At 44.7% G+C, this 17,791-nt stretch carries 17 protein-coding genes; 1 reads left to right on the forward strand and 16 read right to left on the reverse strand.

The features are described 5' to 3' along the window. Nucleotides 1-91 precede the first annotated feature (91 nt). The 3 genes from cotE to miaB all read right to left on the reverse strand — a co-directional run bounded on the left by cotE (nucleotide 92) and on the right by miaB (nucleotide 2,822). Entirely contained in the window at nucleotides 92-664 is a 573-nt protein-coding gene (gene cotE, locus ABHN01_RS15250) for an outer spore coat protein CotE (RefSeq protein ID WP_429876252.1), read from the reverse strand. A 206-nt stretch (nucleotides 665-870) separates the two neighbouring features. Continuing rightward, nucleotides 871-1,302: a RicAFT regulatory complex protein RicA family protein gene (locus ABHN01_RS15255; protein ID WP_290399489.1), complete on the reverse strand. Its 432-nt coding sequence runs from the start codon at nucleotides 1,300-1,302 to the stop codon at nucleotides 871-873. Further along, complete coding sequence (gene miaB, locus ABHN01_RS15260; protein ID WP_429876253.1) at nucleotides 1,299-2,822, reverse strand: tRNA (N6-isopentenyl adenosine(37)-C2)-methylthiotransferase MiaB; 1,524 nt, start codon at nucleotides 2,820-2,822, stop codon at nucleotides 1,299-1,301. The genes ABHN01_RS15255 and miaB overlap by 4 nt, the downstream gene beginning before the upstream one ends. 213 nt (nucleotides 2,823-3,035) lie before the next feature. Between miaB and ABHN01_RS15265 the strand changes: the two genes are divergently transcribed. Further along, entirely contained in the window at nucleotides 3,036-4,229 is a 1,194-nt protein-coding gene (locus tag ABHN01_RS15265; protein WP_429876254.1) for an MFS transporter, read from the forward strand. Nucleotides 4,230-4,318: 89 nt separating this feature from the next. Here the strand turns inward: ABHN01_RS15265 and ABHN01_RS15270 are convergent, their stop codons facing one another. The 13 genes from ABHN01_RS15270 to yfmH all read right to left on the reverse strand — a co-directional run bounded on the left by ABHN01_RS15270 (nucleotide 4,319) and on the right by yfmH (nucleotide 17,791). Then, nucleotides 4,319-5,185, reverse strand: coding sequence for a 2-oxoacid:ferredoxin oxidoreductase subunit beta (locus ABHN01_RS15270; RefSeq protein WP_429876255.1), 867 nt, complete (start codon nucleotides 5,183-5,185; stop codon nucleotides 4,319-4,321). Beyond that, nucleotides 5,186-6,922, reverse strand: a complete 1,737-nt coding sequence (locus ABHN01_RS15275; protein ID WP_429876256.1) for a 2-oxoacid:acceptor oxidoreductase subunit alpha — start codon at nucleotides 6,920-6,922, stop codon at nucleotides 5,186-5,188. Between the two features lie 288 nt (nucleotides 6,923-7,210). Continuing rightward, nucleotides 7,211-7,471, reverse strand: coding sequence for a stage V sporulation protein SpoVS (gene spoVS / locus ABHN01_RS15280; RefSeq protein ID WP_010193268.1), 261 nt, complete (start codon nucleotides 7,469-7,471; stop codon nucleotides 7,211-7,213). Between the two features lie 130 nt (nucleotides 7,472-7,601). Next, nucleotides 7,602-8,396 (reverse strand): TIGR00282 family metallophosphoesterase, encoded by a 795-nt coding sequence (locus ABHN01_RS15285; protein WP_290399493.1) that lies wholly within the window; start codon nucleotides 8,394-8,396, stop codon nucleotides 7,602-7,604. A 58-nt stretch (nucleotides 8,397-8,454) separates the two neighbouring features. After that, nucleotides 8,455-10,020: a ribonuclease Y gene (gene rny / locus ABHN01_RS15290; RefSeq protein WP_290399494.1), complete on the reverse strand. Its 1,566-nt coding sequence runs from the start codon at nucleotides 10,018-10,020 to the stop codon at nucleotides 8,455-8,457. 402 nt (nucleotides 10,021-10,422) lie between these two features. Further along, nucleotides 10,423-11,466, reverse strand: coding sequence for a recombinase RecA (gene recA, locus ABHN01_RS15295; protein WP_429876257.1), 1,044 nt, complete (start codon nucleotides 11,464-11,466; stop codon nucleotides 10,423-10,425). 123 nt (nucleotides 11,467-11,589) lie between these two features. Further along, entirely contained in the window at nucleotides 11,590-12,831 is a 1,242-nt protein-coding gene (locus ABHN01_RS15300; protein ID WP_429876258.1) for a competence/damage-inducible protein A, read from the reverse strand. 86 nt (nucleotides 12,832-12,917) lie between these two features. Next, nucleotides 12,918-13,496: a CDP-diacylglycerol--glycerol-3-phosphate 3-phosphatidyltransferase gene (pgsA, locus tag ABHN01_RS15305; RefSeq protein ID WP_429876259.1), complete on the reverse strand. Its 579-nt coding sequence runs from the start codon at nucleotides 13,494-13,496 to the stop codon at nucleotides 12,918-12,920. A gap of 47 nt (nucleotides 13,497-13,543) precedes the next feature. After that, a complete protein-coding gene (locus ABHN01_RS15310) occupies nucleotides 13,544-14,425 on the reverse strand; it encodes a helix-turn-helix domain-containing protein (protein WP_429876260.1) in 882 nt (293 codons plus the stop codon). 25 nt (nucleotides 14,426-14,450) lie between these two features. Next, complete coding sequence (locus ABHN01_RS15315) at nucleotides 14,451-15,224, reverse strand: DUF3388 domain-containing protein (RefSeq protein ID WP_290399499.1); 774 nt, start codon at nucleotides 15,222-15,224, stop codon at nucleotides 14,451-14,453. Between the two features lie 133 nt (nucleotides 15,225-15,357). Continuing rightward, nucleotides 15,358-15,618: a DUF3243 domain-containing protein gene (locus ABHN01_RS15320; protein WP_429876261.1), complete on the reverse strand. Its 261-nt coding sequence runs from the start codon at nucleotides 15,616-15,618 to the stop codon at nucleotides 15,358-15,360. 96 nt (nucleotides 15,619-15,714) lie between these two features. Further along, on the reverse strand, nucleotides 15,715-16,443 hold the full coding sequence (gene ymfI / locus ABHN01_RS15325; protein ID WP_429876262.1) for an elongation factor P 5-aminopentanone reductase: 729 nt from the start codon (nucleotides 16,441-16,443) through the stop codon (nucleotides 15,715-15,717). 58 nt (nucleotides 16,444-16,501) lie between these two features. Beyond that, complete coding sequence (yfmH, locus tag ABHN01_RS15330) at nucleotides 16,502-17,791, reverse strand: EF-P 5-aminopentanol modification-associated protein YfmH (RefSeq protein WP_429876342.1); 1,290 nt, start codon at nucleotides 17,789-17,791, stop codon at nucleotides 16,502-16,504.

Genomic DNA, 17,791 nt, shown 5'->3' on the forward strand with positions numbered 1-17,791 from the left:
CATTATAGCATAGGATGTTGATTTGGATTAAAGAAAACAGAACCTCTGAACATAAAAAAGCAAGGAAGAAGGCATCTTCTTCCTTGTTTCGTTATTCATCCAGCTCACCCATGAAGAATTGATCAATATCATCAACATCCTGATCGTCGAGCCCGTAATCCCAGTCTTTTTCTTCCCAATCATCAAGCGCACCGTCAGGATTCACATATACGCAGACTTTAGTTTCACCGATCACATCGCATGTGAATTCGCGTTCACATTGAATGACCACACGCCCCCCATTCGGTGAGATTGTTGCTTCCAAGGTGTTTGGTGCCTGAATGCACCTTGCGGAAACTTCTAGATCTTTTCCTGTCGCATGCTCATCTCGTGTACTAAGTACGATCGAATCCTTGTAGCCTACTGTTTCGGTAACAACTTCGGTCTTTGTGTTATTGTTGTATGCATACCAGATGCTAATATCATAATTGCCTTCCACTTCAACCGTGTCATCACTGCACCTGGAAGCCTTATATGAATGATTGATGATCCAGCTTCCAAGGATACTCGTAGGTCTATGGCTTGGAGTGATCGTATGTGTTGACTGAGAGAATTTCCGCCCCTTGCCGCATACTGCTTTGCAAATAATCTCTCTGTAATTCAGATCTTGATCTATGTTTGACATAGACTTAATCCCTCCTCTTCCAATCTTCATTTCATCCTATGCAGGGCAAATGACTAGTGTGCTAAAAAACTTTTTTATGATGTCGTTAATACAGTTTATGTAAAATGCCCAGATGGTGACCTAATTTTGAAAATATTTTATTCTTAAAATACGGTACGTGAAATTTAAAAAGACCAGGAGAATGCAAGATTCTCCTGGTCTTCGTATTAGTGGCAGCCGCAATTTCCAGTGGAACAACTTTCCGCTGAGCCCGTAGTACCTTTTAAAAGATCGCCGCCTGTTGACTCGATGATCTCATCGGTAACTGTGTTGGAAATGGTGTGGGACACCATCTGCAAGATATCGTTCACATCCGCTTGTGATTGCTTAAACTGCTGAACAACCGGGATGCTGTCCACTTCCTTCATCAGATTATCGATGGTTTCTTCTACTTCCTTATGGGCTTCGTGCTTACCGTAATGCTGAAGGTTGACTGCTTCCTTCTGCAGCTTTTTGATCTGGGCGATCATAAAGGATACCGTGCCGTTTTCGTTGATCTGCTGTTCTGCCCGTTTAAAAAAATCAACTTCTTCTGTTTGTGCGATCATTTCTGCCAGTTCTTTCGCCTTTTCCAAGATATCACTTTTTGTATAGGTCATCCCTCTAACACTCCCGCCTTTTCTTCTAGTAGATCCCCGCTTAATGTCCATGTTTTCGCATCGTTGATATGCACTTTTACAATCTTGCCGATGAGGTGCTTCGGCCCTTTAAAGTTAACTACTTTATTTGATGCAGTATGGCCTGACAATACGTCAGGATTCTTCTTGCTTTCCCCTTCAACGAGGACTTCAACAACCGTATCCAGGTAGGCTTGGTTCTTGCGCAGCGAAATATCGTTTAGCACCGAATTCAAACGCTGAAGTCTCTCTTTTTTGACTTCCATAGGCACGTTGTCCGCCATTTTCGCCGCTGGCGTCCCTTCCCTTGGTGAATAAATGAAGGTATAGGCTGCATCGTATTCAACCTCTTTTACCAATGACAGTGTTTCCTCAAACTGTTCTTCGGTCTCATTCGGGAAACCGACGATGATATCGGTCGTCAAGGCTGCATTCGGGATGGCCTTCTTTATCTTCCCTACGAGTTCCAAATAGTGTTCACGTGAGTACTTTCTGGCCATGAGCTTAAGTATCTCACTGTTTCCGTGCTGTACGGGAAGATGAATATGTTCGACCAGGTTTCCGCCTTTGGCCAGGACTTCGATGAGATGGTCATCAAAGTCACGCGGATGGCTTGTCGTAAAGCGGATTCTTGGAATATCGATCTTGCGGATCTCATCCATCAGGTCTCCAAGACCGTACGTCATATCTTCAAAGTCTTTTCCGTAAGCGTTCACGTTCTGGCCCAGTAGCGTTACTTCCTGATAGCCATTCCTGGCTAAGTGCCGCACTTCTTCTATAATATCTTCCGGACGGCGGCTCCTTTCCTTGCCTCGTGTATAAGGAACGATACAATAGGTGCAAAACTTATCGCAGCCGTACATGATGTTGACCCATCCCTGAATGTTGCCTTTTCGCACCCGGGGCAGGTTCTCAACGATATCTCCTTCTTTGGACCAAACTTCAACGACTCTTTCTTTTGAAAGATAGGCTTCTTTCACAATTTGCGGAAGTCTGTGGATGTTATGGGTACCAAAGATCATATCTACCTGTTGATACGTTTTCAGCAGTTTGTTAACTACCGATTCTTCTTGCGACATGCAGCCGCATACACCGATCAACAGGTCAGGCTTATCCACCTTCAGCGGTTTAAGATGACCTAGTTCGCCGAACACCTTATTCTCGGCGTTTTCCCTGATCGCACAAGTATTGAGCAAGATCAGATCGGCCTCCATCATATCTGTTGTCGGATCATAACCCATATCACCGAGAATTCCAGCCATGATTTCTGTATCATGCTCGTTCATCTGGCAGCCATACGTTCTGATATAAAACTTTTTTCCTTTTCCGATCGTTCTTAATTCTTCCTCAATCACAAAATCTTTTACAATTTTAATTTCTTCTTTACCGCGCTTTTTAGCGTCCTTTAAGGAAGGCGGCTGATAGGTTGTCTGAAAATAGCTCGCGTAGTCCTTAGCGGTTTTCTTTTTATCTTTTACAGGATTGGTTCCCTTTGGATTCATTGCAATTTCCTCCCTTGCAAACAGCGAAACTCTAGAGGTTGATTTTTCTCATAACTTCAATATTATAACAGACTTCGATAGTAAAAGGAATGTTTGGACTGCATGCAGAAGCAGGCGGTCACGAATAGTTAATGTACCTTAAATTTCACTTTATTAAATAATGGTAGTACAATAGAAATCAGATAAACTGTATATGAAAGAGATGATGCTGCTATGTACTGGAAACGATCCCTTTGGATTCTTTGGCCGGCTAATTTTCTTATCGCCGCAGGAATGAGTCTGATCATCCCCTTCTTGCCCCTCTATATTGAAAAATTAGGAGTTACAAATATACAGAGTGTTGAACATTGGACAGGATGGATCTTTTCTGCCCAGTTTATCACTTCTTTTTTATTTCAGCCGCTCTGGGGCTCGCTCGCCGACCGTTATGGCAGAAAGGTCATGCTTATCCGGTCTGCGGTTGGCATGGGCACCGTCACAGCCTTAATGGGGCTCGTCACCGGCCCTGAGCAGCTTCTCGTCCTGCGTTTGGTCAACGGTTTGTTCTCCGGATTCATCTCCATGTCGATTTCCCTTCAGGCTTCAGTTACACCAGACAAAGATGCAGGAAGATCCCTTGGAACCCTGCAGACGGGGCAGATTGTCGGGACACTGATCGGACCTTTGATTGGAGGCTTCCTGTCTGAGTTGTTTGGATTTGAAGGTGTCTTTTTCATCACCGGAGGACTGATCCTCATCGCAGGACTCGTCGTTTTATTCTTCATTAAAGAAGATCTCCCAGTAAAAAAAGAAAGAAAGAAAAAGCAGAAAAACGAATGGAAAGAGCTGAAACCTCTTTATCCGGTATTCATTGCAGCAGCGATCACCCAGATGGCCATGATGAGCATCCAGCCGATTATCACTCTCTATACGAGAACCATCTACCACGGAAACCATTTGACACTAATCGTGGGGCTGGTCAGTGCTGTAACCGGTATTGCCAATTTGATCGGATCCCCGATCTTAGGGCGAATCGGCGACCGCTATGGCCAGCGGAAGGTTCTGATCCTCTCGTTAACGATGGCCGCTCTTGCCTTTCTGCCGCAAGTACTGGCAACCGATGTTCACATCTTGTTGGCAGGCAGATCTCTACTCGGTCTGTTCATTGGCGGAATGATTCCTTCGTTGAATGTTCTCGTAAAAAAACTGGCTCCTTCCAACCTGCAGGCAACTGCTTTTGGCATCAGTTCTTCGGCCCGTTTTTTGGGAAATCTTCTGGGCCCTTTGCTTGGTACCTTTGTTGCTGCTTCATACAACATCAAAGACATCTTTTATATTACAATGATCTTCTTGCTCATCAATATGATCTCCATCGTGAGAAACAAAAAACTGGAGCTCGCATTGCGAAATCCCAAAAAGGCATCCTGAAACAAATGTTCCAGGATGCCTTTTTCTTGAAAAATCAGGTTGTAAGCGCTTGTCGGGCCCTATGAAGGGCGCTTGCGCTTCTCTTTTTATTACATAAACTCGGCCAGTAAGCCGTTGAATTTCTCTTCATCCATCTTAAGGTCGGCTTTGGATAATGCATCTTTGCTGTATCCATGGGCTAGATCTTGATAGGAAGGCTTCTCTTTATTCTGGTAGATGATGCCTTTGACGAGGCCGTCGTGCTCCATCAAGGTCTGCATTGCCATCATACGGTTAGAAGAATCGTAGCCTTCAATGGTATCAAGACTCGTAAGATGTTCTTTGAACCAGTCGTACGTGTTTACTTTATTGTAGGTGACACAAGGAGAGAACACATTAATCAACGAGAAGCCTTTATGTTCAATCCCTTTTTGAATGATTGCTGTCAGTTCTTTTAAGTCACTTGAAAAGCTTTGAGCCACGAACGTCGCACCTGCTGTAAGAGCAAGCTCCATGATACCAATGGCAGACTCAACAGAGCCTTCAGGCGTACTCTTCGTTTTAAATCCTTCAGCAGAACGCGGTGAGGTCTGCCCTTTCGTCAACCCGTAAATTTGGTTATCCATAACGATGTAGGTGACATCAATATTTCTGCGGATGGCATGAACGGTATGCCCCATTCCGATTGCAAATCCGTCACCGTCCCCTCCGGAGGCAATGACTGTGAGATCACGGTTGGCCATCTTTACTCCTTGTGCGATGGGAAGAACACGTCCGTGAATGCCGTGGAAACCGTAGGATTTAATATAGCCTGAGATCCGGCCCGAACAGCCGATCCCCGAGATTACTGCCAGGTCGTTCGGTTCAAGGCCGACGTTCGCTGCCGCCCGCTGTATGGATGCCTGCACGGAAAAGTCGCCGCAGCCAGGGCACCAGTTCGGTTTTACTGAGTTTCTGAAGTCTTTAAACGTCGCCATTTAAACCAGCTCCTTGCATTTATTGAAAATTTCAGAAGGAAGAAATGGATTTCCGTCATATTTTAAGATACTTTCGATCTTTTGATGAGAACCAAGGTTCATCTTAAGGATATTGGCCAGCTGGCCAGTCGCATTATTCTCGATGACGGCTACTCTCTTCGCTGAGTCGATTAAAGGTTTCATCTCTTCAAGCGGGAAAGGATGGATCAAACGAAGATGCGCATGGTTCACTTTAATTCCTTCTGCCTCCAAACGAGGAATGACTTCTTCAATCACGCCTCTTGTTGAGTTGAATCCGACAAGGAGAAGATCAGCCTCTTCATTCGGGGTATATTTTACGACCGGAGTGTTGAACTTTAAATTCTTCAATTTTCTAAGGCGCTTATCCATCTGCTTCAAACGGTTGCCAGCCACTTCAGACGGTTTGCCTGTTTCATCATGCTCGACACCTGTCACGTGATGAATTCCGTTCTTCATTCCTGGGATGACGCGAGGGGATATACCGGACTCTGTCAGCTCATACCGTTTATAATAACCGCCTTCCTCTTCAGGAATCTCGGCGTTCAAATCAAGAGTGCCGCGGCGGATTTCCACCTTACTGAAATCCAGGGGCTCAACGGACTGCTTTCCTAGAGACAGCTGAAGATCTGTCAGCAGGATGACCGGACATTGGTACTCCTCTGCGATATTCAATGCTTCAACTGCGTCATAGAACGCTTCTTCCGCAGTGCTTGGCGCCATGACAACCTTTGGTATCTCACCATGCGTACCATAGATCATGGCCATCAAATCCGATTGTTCCTGCTTGGTCGGAAGCCCTGTGCTCGGACCCCCGCGCTGCGTATCAACAACAACGAGCGGTGTTTCCGTCATTCCTGCTAGGCCGATGGATTCCATCATGAGGGATAAACCAGGACCCGCAGAAGAAGTGATGGTACGAACACCCGCATAGTTAGCGCCGATCGCCATCGTACACGCCGCAATTTCATCCTCTGTTTGAATTACTGTTCCGCCGAACTGCGGAAGTTTCTTAATAAGGTACTCCATGATCTCTGAAGCCGGAGTAATCGGATAAGCAGCCATAAAACGTACGCCGCCTGCAACGAATCCGAGAGCGATGGCATCATTGCCGATCATAAACATGCGTTTTTTTCCATCTGCTTTTTCCAGCTGGAACCCTTCGATCGGTCCGCCTGCTGCCTCATTAAAGAACTCAGCGCCTTTGCGAATCGCATCCATATTCTTTTCAACAACTTTGGCGCCTTTTCTTGAAAAGATTTCTTCTACCACTTCTATGTACGATTCAGCAGGCAGATCAAGCACCGCACTGGTAGCTCCGATAGCCACCATGTTCTTCATTAAGGATGTGCCGAGCTCATTCGCTATTTCCGTGAAGGGAACTGAAAAGAGCCTTACATTAGAGCCTTCCGGAACGACTGGATTGAACTTTGCGTCGCCGATGACGACACCTCCGTCACGCATCTCATGAACATTCACATCGATCGTTTCCTGATCAAATGCGATTAAGATATCAAGATCGTCCGAAATCGACCTTGTTTGTTTTGTGCTGACACGAATTTTATTATTTGTATGTCCGCCTTTAATACGGGAAGAAAAATGCCGATAACTGTAGAGATAGTATCCAAGACGATTTAAGGCCATTGCAAAAATTTCTCCGGTACTGTCTATCCCTTCCCCTTGCTGTCCGCCAACTTTCCAGGAAAGTTGATCCACCATGAACTCCACCCCTTCTATGCTTTTCATTCTGTATACTCACCGACAGCTTTATGTATAAAAATACGCTATTTTCCAATAGAAAATAAGCGCGCTGATCACCAAAGCTGTTTGTTAAAAAATATGTACTAAACGTTTACAATTCTAGACCTAACTAAGCAAAAAAGCAAGTATTCCATTAAAATTATTAGGCACAACCGCCGGGTTTCACATCGATTTCACTTCACATTTTTGCATGAAAAAACCTGTTTGCGCTAAAATCAGGCAAACAGGCAGCTTATAGTCTTTAACTTAACGAGGTTCAACAATCAGCTTGATCGCCGTTCTTTCTTCTCCATCAATTAAAATATCAGTGAACGCAGGAATACAAATGAGGTCAACTCCGCTAGGCGCTACAAATCCTCGTGCGATTGCTACTGCCTTAACGGCTTGGTTTAATGCACCCGCCCCAATAGCTTGAATTTCAGCTCCTCCTCTTTCACGAAGAACTCCGGCGAGTGCACCAGCTACAGAATTAGGGTTGGATTTTGCTGAAACTTTTAATATTTCCATTAATTTGTACCTCCTTAGAGATATGATACCCATTTTACTATATTCATTGGTAAGAGCCCGTATTCCTGCAGTATGGAAAAGTTTACATATGAAGCCCGGCAAGCCATAAAATGTGAAACCAAAATGTATTTTATTCAAAAAACGGGTGGTCGTCGTTAATCAAAATGGTCTTGATACTTTTGGCTTTTCCAGTTGCAGGATCACACTCTATTAAGACGCCACTTAACTGTTCCCTCCCGGAAGAAACTTCAAACCTTACCGGTAAACTGGTAAGAAACTTTTTTAATACCGCTTCACGATCCATCCCTAATATCCCGTCATACGGACCTGTCATGCCAACATCCGTCAAGTATGCGGTCCCTTGTGGCAGGATTCGCTGATCTGCAGTCTGTACATGGGTGTGTGTACCGACAACGGCTGTAACTTTGCCGTCAAGGAACCAGCCCATCGCCTGCTTTTCACTGGTTGCTTCGGCATGAAAATCGACAAAGATGACCGGCGTCCTCTTACGCATCTCTTCTACCAGCTGTTCAGCTTTTTCAAAAGGGCAGTCCAGGGGCGGAAGAAATGTTCGGCCCTGTAAATTGATAATGCCGATTTCCAGTTGATTCATCTTTAAGATCGCTGATCCGCTGCCTGGCGTTCCAGCCGGAAAGTTTGCCGGCCTTACCAATTGGGGGGTGCTATCGATGATTTCAAAAATTTCCCTATTGTCCCATGCGTGATTTCCAAGTGTGATTGCCTGTGCTCCGGCTTCAAAAATTCCTTTTACGATCTTTCCGGTAATTCCTCTGCCATGCGCAGCGTTCTCTCCGTTCACAATGGTAACAAGCGGCTGATATTTGCGTTTTAACTTGGGCAAATAGGTATCGATCATTTTTCTTCCTGGAGAACCGACGACGTCCCCTACAAATAAAATCTTCATGAAGAACTCCTTTTTACTACATTCTGTATAAAAACAAAATAAAGTGGTATACACCACTTTATTTTGCGTACTCAACAGCTCTTGTTTCCCGAATGACTGTTACTTTAATATGTCCTGGGTAATCCAGTTCACTTTCAATTTTCTTCGTAATATCCCGCGCTAAACGGTAAGAAGCTAAATCATCAATCAAATCTGGTTTAACCATGATCCGGATCTCTCTACCTGCCTGGATGGCAAAAGATTTTTCCACACCGTCAAACGACTCAGAAATCTCTTCGAGTTTTTCCAGCCGTCGGATATACGTTTCCAGTGTTTCACGTCTCGCTCCCGGCCTTGCTGCAGATAACGCATCTGCGGCAGCAACAAGAGTAGCGATAATTGAAGTTGGTTCGGTATCTCCGTGATGGGAGGCAATTGAATTGATCACGACCGGATGTTCCTTATACTTGGTTGCCAATTCCACTCCGATATCGACGTGGCTGCCTTCGACTTCATGGTCGATCGCTTTCCCGATGTCATGAAGCAATCCGGCACGGCGGGCTAAATGAACATCTTCTCCAATTTCTGCTGCCATCAAGCCTGCGAGGTACGCTACTTCCATCGAATGCTTCAATACATTCTGTCCATAGCTTGTACGATACTTTAAGCGCCCCAGAATTTTGATCAAATCTGGATGCAGCCCATGAACTCCTACTTCAAAAGTAGTCTGTTCACCGACCTCTCTGATATATTCGTCCACTTCACGGCGAGATTTTTCAACCATCTCTTCGATTCTAGCTGGATGAATCCTGCCGTCCTGAACGAGCTTATCAAGCGCCATGCGGGCGATTTCCCGTCGGATCGGATCAAAACCAGAAAGTATAACGGCCTCAGGCGTATCATCAATGATCAAATCAATACCTGTAAGCGTTTCAAGCGTACGGATATTTCGTCCTTCACGTCCGATAATCCGGCCCTTCATCTCATCATTTGGCAAATTCACTACAGAAACTGTCGTTTCAGCAACGTGGTCAGCCGCGCAACGCTGAATAGCGAGAGAAAGAATTTCTTTTGCTTTCTTATCCGCTTCTTCCTTGGCGCGATTTTCCATATCCTTTACCATCATAGCCATTTCATGTGAAACTTCGTTTTCCACTTCGCTCATGATGATCAGCTTAGCTTCTTCACGCGTAAAGCCGGATATGCGTTCCAATTCCCTTTGCTGCTCTCGGAGCAGCTCCTCCACTTTGCTTTCAATCTCTTCAATTTGTCGTTGTTTTTTGGTGAGAGATTCCTCACGTTTCTCCAATGATTCCTCTTTTTTATCAAGAGTTTCACTTTTCCTGTCTAGAATCTCTTCTTTTTGTACCAATCGTTGTTCTTGTCTCTGAAGCTCATTTCTGCGTTCACGAATGTCGCGCTCTGCTTCTGTTCTTAGCTTATGGATTTCATCCTTGGCTTCAAGCAGCGCTTCCTTCTTGCTCGCTTCACCATCTCGCTTAGCTTCTTCAACGATTTGAGCAGCAGCATTTTCCGCGCTCGAAATTTTAGCTTCGGCGATTTTTTTCCTAACAAGATATCCGACAACTGCACCGACACCTGCTGAGACAAGCAAACTGGAGATGAAGACAATCATGTTTTCCATGTTTCCACCTCCTCTTGCTATCTACTTTTTTTACTGGGTCATAAGCATCATTCGTGTAACAAAGTGTTGTGCACAAGTCATGCCATTCTCATTTCAGGTTATATCTTTTAATTTCAGATGAAATCAAAGTATATCTCCATTTTATAAAGGACAGCACGTTATGTCAAGAGATGTCAAATTATCTATGATAAATCTTACTTTCAAAATTGGCAAGTTTTATTTATATCCAATCAAAGGAAATCATTCCTACAACGAGACCGTACAGCCGCCTTGGCTCCTGTTTTCTCTTTTCTTCAGGATCAGCGGGAAAACCGCTTCCATCGGCTTGGTAGACGCGGATGAAGGAAATCTTTTTTATCCCCCAAAAAAACCGTACATAATTTCTATGTACGGTTTAAGATGCTATTCGGTTAATTCAAACTCTTCTTCCTGTTGTGCAGGATCCGGAGCATTGACTTCTTCACCGAGGCGATAATAGTTTCTTATTTGAGTAATGATCTCCTCTGCCACTTCCTCGTTTTCTTTCAGGAATTGTTTGGAATTCTCTCTGCCCTGGCCAAGGCGGTCTCCTTCAAAGGAATACCAGGCACCGCTTTTTTGAACGATGTCAATGTCAGAGCCGATATCAAGGATTTCCCCTTCCCGGGAGATTCCTTCGCCATACATGATGTCTACTTCAGCTTGTTTGAAAGGAGGAGCCACTTTATTTTTCACAACTTTGATTCTTGTTTTATTACCTACCATATCCGTGCCCTGTTTCAAGGTTTCAGCACGGCGGACTTCCAGACGGACAGAAGAATAGAATTTTAAGGCACGTCCACCCGGGGTAGTTTCGGGGTTCCCGAACATAACACCGACTTTTTCACGGATCTGGTTAATGAAGACTGCGATGGTTTTTGATTTGCTGATCGCTCCGGAAAGTTTTCTTAACGCTTGGGACATCAGCCTTGCCTGAAGGCCTACGTGGGAGTCCCCCATCTCTCCTTCAATTTCTGCTTTAGGAACCAGAGCCGCCACGGAGTCAATGATCAGAATATCCACTGCACCGCTTCGGACGAGGGCTTCAGCGATCTCAAGAGCCTGTTCGCCTGTATCCGGCTGAGATAAAAGGAGCTCATCAATGTTTACGCCAAGCTTTTGGGCATAAACAGGATCGAGCGCATGCTCTGCATCAATGAATGCAGCTTGTCCGCCGTTCTTCTGCACTTCTGCAATCGCATGCAGAGCCACTGTCGTCTTACCTGATGATTCAGGCCCGTATACTTCGATGATACGCCCTCTTGGATATCCGCCTACGCCAAGTGCGATATCAAGTGCAAGGGAGCCGCTGGAGATCGTTGAAACTCTCTGTTCAGCCTGCTCGCCAAGTTTCATGATGGATCCTTTTCCGAATTGCTTTTCAATCTGGCGCAAGGCCATTTCCAATGCCGCTTTGCGGTCGCTCATGTAATCACTCCTCAAATTTATATCATTGCACATGTAAGTACATTATGATGTCGTTTCCTATAGCTCTATTTTACTTCTTTTTTTACTGTTTGCCAATCTTTTTGCGAACATTTATTCGTTTTTTTATTGTCCTTTTTTGACCTTTGACAACAAGTAGAACATTCCATACAAGACGGACCTCTCCCTGACTGATGTCCTTGACCCCGATAGTGAAAGAGGAAAGACCTCTGTGCCTGAGGAATCGGCCAGCCCGATATAAACGGTGCCGGCGTCCTTGTTTTCACTCGGCCCAGGCCCGGCTACCCCTGTAAAGCTGATGCCGATGTTGCTTCCAGTCAGCCTGCGCACATTTTCAGCCATCTGTTTCGCACAACCCTCACTTACAGCACCCTCGGATGAAAGCACTTCATGAGAAACACCCAGAATCTGTTCTTTTATCTCATTGGTATAGCAAACAACAGAACCTTTAAATATTTCAGAGCTTCCCGGCAGGTCGGTCAACTGTTTTCCAAACCATCCGCCAGTAAGGCTCTCAGCAGAAGAAACGGACAGCTTCCTCTCTTTCAGCACTTCAGCAGCTGCTTTATGCAGCGTATCATCACCGTAGCCATACAAATATTTTCCTACTCGCTCACGGATTTTACCTTCCAGCACATCAAGCTGCTCCTCAGCAGTCTTAACATCCTTAAATTTTGCGGAGAGCCTGAGTGTCACCTCATGATTTCCGGCAAGAGGGGCCACGGTGGGATTACTCTGCTCATCAATAATATCCTCCAGTGTAGCCTCAAGGAGCGATTCACCTATTCCAAAGAACCGAAGAACACGGGATACGATTGGTTCCTTGCCCGGCAGTCTGCCTGAAAGATAGGGTGCCGCAAAATGGGTGAACATCGGCTGCATCTCTTTCGGAGGTCCAGGAAGCAGAATATAGGTGAGGCCGTCTGTATTCAGAGCCATGCCTGGAGCCATTCCGTGTCTGTTCGGCAAAACTTCACAGCCTTCTAGAACAAGCGCCTGTTTTCTATTGTTCTCCGTCATAGCCCTGCCCGTTCTTTTGAAATACATCTCAATATGGTCCATTGCCTCCTGATCATAGACAAGGGCCCTTCCCAGAACGGAGGCGATGGTTTCTTTGGTAAGGTCGTCTTTCGTCGGTCCAAGCCCGCCGGTAAAGATAAGGAGGTCTGAACGGCTCTGTGCGGTGCGGATGACCGATTCCAGACGGCGGGGATTATCGCCCACTACAGAATGATAGAAGACATTGATCCCGAGATCTGCCAATTCAGAAGAGATGAATTTAGCATTCGTGTTTGCAATCTGACCGAGTAAAAGCTCGCTCCCAACAGCAATGATTTCTGCATTCATTTGTGTATTCCTCCAATATGTATATTGTTAAACTTTTGTTTAATTTGATGAAAAAAAACAGGAGAGTTTCTCTCCTGTTCATGCTGTTATTTTGATTTTAGCATAACTTCTTTGTTTTGAATAAAATATTCCCACCCTGAATAAAGAGTGATGAGCGTAGCAGCCCATAGGCTGATCTCAGCGAACGGAATGCCGATCCACTCGAATGGTATATTATGCAATAAAAGGGCGGAGATGGCGATGATCTGAATCCAAGTTTTTAATTTGCCCATCTGGCTTGCTGCGATCACAGCACCTTCAGCCGCTGCAACGAGGCGGATGCCTGTCACCGCAAACTCCCTGCTCAGAATAATAATGACCATCCATGCCGGAGCATAGCCGATTTCAACGAGTGCTACGAATGCAGCGGTTACAAGCAGTTTGTCCGCCAGAGGGTCTAAAAACTTTCCGAAATTCGTGACGAGGTTAAGCTTGCGTGCATAATATCCGTCTACCCAGTCAGTACAGGAAGCAACAATGAAAATCAAGGCCGCTGCCAAATGAGTGACCGGGATGTCCACATCCAGCCAGGTCACGTGTCCCCAATCAAAAGGGGCAAGCAGAACAATCATGAATACAGGAATAAGAAAAATTCGTGAAATTGTAATTTTATTAGGCAAGTTCATATTATTTCCTCCAATTTTGACAACCATTACACGGCACTTTACGTTTGTTATTGTTTGCCGGAAGCCGTGTTTTTTATGACGATTCTTTGGTGAATACCACTCTTAACAGGCGGAATCGGGTAAGAGAACGGTTTACCATTAATCGTCATTTTCGCAAAATTGGCGGCGCCAATATTCAGTTCTACTTCTTTTTTGCCTGATAAGTCATAGCTGGCAGTGTCACCTTTCTTAAACATTTTGCTGGCCATGATTTTGTTGTCCGCTTTCACATCCATGTATACTGGCCCGTCCATTTTAAAGGCGATTTTAAAATCCTCTGCTTTACTTAGTTCATATGTAGTCGTGATTCCCTGTGTAGCCTGCTTTGTCAGAGCGAATTCTTTCTTTTTTGGCTCTTCCGGCTTCTTAGGAGTATCATTCCCTGGTTTTTCCGCAATTGAATCCTTTTTCTTATCTGTATTTGCAGCATTCTTGCTCTTGTCGAGCTCTACACTGGCTGGCTTATTGGCATCCTTGGAATCCGCTCCGTCATTTCCCCTGTTTGCCAGGTAAGCCCAAACACTGATCAAAAGGGCAAGAATCACAGCAATGATCAGCACTTTAGGAAGCCACACGGTAATAACAGAGTCCTTCCCGTCGAGGGGCTGCTTATTTCTTTCAGAGCGGGGTACAAATTCAGTCGGCTCTTTTTCTGCTTTAGGGATATCGTTTTCAAACTGTGAAAACACTTCTTCAAAATTGAGCCCGACCGTTTCGCTGTAATTTTTTATAAACGCCCTGGCGTAGAAGGAACCCGGCAATATATCGTATCGGCCATCTTCAATCGCCTGAAGGTAGCGTTTTTGTATTTTCGTTTCCGTTTGAAGCTGTTCAAGAGAAAGGCCTTTTTCTTCCCTTTTTTCCCTTAAGAAATTTCCTAATTCAGTCAAATTTACCACCTTCCACTAATTGAAGTTATTCAAATGCGGAAAATCCTACATCTGTCTCTATTACTTCATATGTAATTTCTTCATTCGGTTCGTTTCTAAGTTCAATAATGTAATCAAAATCATCCATTGTATATTCGGTCTGCTGAACAAAAACGTCTGGATGCTCGATGACCTTCGCCGATGGAAGGCGCATGATTTCCCGGACCAGCTGCCAGTGCCTTTCGTTTGAACGCCTTGAGGACACGATGCCGTCAATAATATAGACGTTGTCCGTACTGTATTCATCGTCCGCAAGCTGGGTCCGAATCGTTTGCTTCAGCAGCGTAGAAGATATGAACACCCATTTTTTGCTGGCACAAACACTTGATGCTACGATTGATTCTGTCTTCCCTACCCTTGGCATCCCCCGGATGCCGATCAATTTATGGCCCTCGACTTTATACAGCTCGGCTAAAAAGTCAACAAGGAGCCCCAGTTCATCTCTTACAAATCTGAATGTTTTTTTATCGTCTGCGTCCCGTTGTATGTAACGTCCATGACGGACAGCGAGAATATCTCGTAATTTTGGTTTACGGAATTTCGTGACTGTAATATTATCCATCGATTGTAAAATAGAGCGAAGGCGGTCTACTTTCTCCTGCCGGTCGACGATGAGAAGCAGTCCTCTTCTTTCGTTGTCAACGCCATTGATGGTCACAATATTGATGCCCAGCATTCCAAGAAGGGATGATATGTCACCAAGGAGACCAGGACGATTTTTATTGATTTCATATTCCAAATACCATTCCTGTTCGCCCACTCTTCATCTCCCTTTCCTATTTCCTGTATTCTATCAGTAATTTCGCACTTCATTAATTAATAATATCTGATTTCAATTTATTATGAAAGAAAAAATAAAAGGATGTTAAGAAAAATTCTTAACATCCTTTTATTTACTGTTGTCCCTTGTCGTTCTGAACTAATTTAACCATCATGTTGGCAATTGAATGCTTTTCGTCATCGCTTGCAACATTCCAAAGGTCGGCAAGCACTTTTTCTTCCGCGTTTTTAGGATCAACATGGGAAGCAAGATAGCCGCCGATTTCTGTAGCAAGATTGGATACGGTTGACTGTTCCATCCCCTGTCCTTGAGCATGCTCAAGACGGTCAGAGAGAAAATTCTTCCATTGTCCAAAGTTATCTAATACAGACATTTATTTTCCTCCTTAAAATATGGTACATTCTATAATATTTCAAGAAGGGACTTGAATTATGCATGTGATTGGATATTTCCCCTGCACCCTTCGCCGTCAATTATGCCAGCCGCCTGTCGCAGAAATAATATGACCATTTATGTAGGAGGAACGGTCTGACAAGAGGAAAGACACGATTTCGGCTATTTCTTCCGGGCGGGCAAGCCGGCCTTCAGGAATCTCGTCGGTCAGCATACCCAATTCTTCCTTTGTAAAATTTTCCATCATTCGAGTCTTGACCGCCCCCGGAGCGATGCCGTTCACCCTGATGCGGTTAGGGGCTGCTTCTTTGGCTAACGCTTTAACGAATGTATTCAGTCCGCCTTTTACAGCGGAATATACGACTTCACACGAAGCTCCTACTGAACCCCAGACAGATGAGATGACAATAATATTTCCTTTGCCTCTTCTCATCATAGAAGGCAGAAGCTGTTTCGTGATCAAGATCGGACTCGTTAAGTTCAGCTGGATCATGTTTTGGACCGTCTCGCTGTCCATGTCAGCCAGGAGCCCGTAATAAGCACTAGCACTGTTATGGATGACCGCATCGACCGTCATGAAGAGCGATGAAAGCAAGCGATCTGGTCCTGCAGGATCTGATAAATCTGCCTGCACCAATAATGTCTCCACTCCGAATGCTTCAGAGATCTCCTGCTGAAGGTCCTTTGCTTCCTGAACACCTCTATTGTAATGAATGATAAGGTGGAAACCTGCCTTCGCAAGGGTCCGGCAAATGCTCGAACCAATTCCGCCGCTGGCACCGGTGACTAAAACCCATCCTGACATCTGTTTTTCACCCGCTTAAAAACATCCCTGCAGCAAGGCAAGGATGTTTTTTTCTCCATTATGACTGTTTTTTCTTTACCTGGCAAATGGTCAGCTGGCTCTCCTGGAAGTGGTCGTGCAGTGCTTCTTCAAGTTGTGCAGCGGTTAAGTCTTCAAACGTAGGAATCACATCGAAAAGATTCATTCCGTTAAATTCATATCTTGTGAACTGATTTGCGATAAACTCAGGAGAGTTCAACGCCCGCAAAAACGAGCCGATTTTCTTTTTCCTTGCTCGTTCCAGGTCGTCCTGATTTAAATCTTGCTTTTTAAATTCCTCCACCATTCGTGAGATCGTGTCAGCAAATGCATCAGGATTGGTTGTATCCCCTCCGATCATGGAGAAGCCAAAGCCCTGTTCTTCTGTATAGTCAAACGAAAAAGAAGGATCGATCAGCCCTTCATTATAGAGCTTTTCGTAATTTTTTGTGCTCTTGCCGAACATCATTTCGAGCAGCAGATTAACAGAGAGCTCACGGAGGAGCAATTCTTTCCCTTCCCTTTCCGGACGCTTCTCTTTATATCCCATATAGCACTTCGGTGTTTGAACCGGCATATTCAACACTTCTTTTCTTTTGCCTGGCTGAGCAGGTTCCTCATCAAAAAAACGCTGTATCGGAGGCTTGTCTTTATAATCCTTGCCCGCCTGATTCTTCTCGACAAGCTCCATGATCTTTTCAGCATCCACCGGCCCTACAATAAAGAGAAGCATATTGCTCGGATGATAGAAGGTATCATAGCATTCATAAAGATCATCTTTCGTAATTTTTGCGATCGATTCAACTGTTCCGGCTATATCGATGGCTACCGGATGCTTTTGATACATGTTGGCAATCAGACCAAAATATACGCGCCAGTCCGGATTGTCATCATACATTCGAATTTCCTGCCCGATGATTCCCTTTTCTTTTTCGACCGTTTTCTCAGTGAAATACGGCGCCTGAACGAAATCGATCAATGTGGTCAAGTTCTTCTCAACATCGCCTGTCGTGGAAAACAAATAAGCGGTTCGCTTAAAGGTGGTAAAGGCATTTGCCGATGCTCCCTGTTTGCTGAAATCCTGAAAAACGTCTCCATGCTCTTTTTCAAATAGTTTGTGCTCGAGAAAATGGGCAATGCCGTCCGGTACCTTGACCGGTTCACTCTTTCCGAGAGGAACGAAATGATTATCTACAGATCCGTAATTCGTTGTAAACGTAGCGTATGTTTTATTGAAGTCCTTTTTCTCCAGCACGAATACTTTCAATCCGTTATCAAGTGTCTTGAAGTTAAGGGTCTCTTTGAGCTGTTTAAAATGAATCTGTTCCAT

The organism is Fictibacillus sp. NRS-1165 (assembly GCF_050468105.1).
GTDB lineage: Bacteria > Bacillota > Bacilli > Bacillales > Fictibacillaceae > Fictibacillus_C > Fictibacillus_C terrinigri.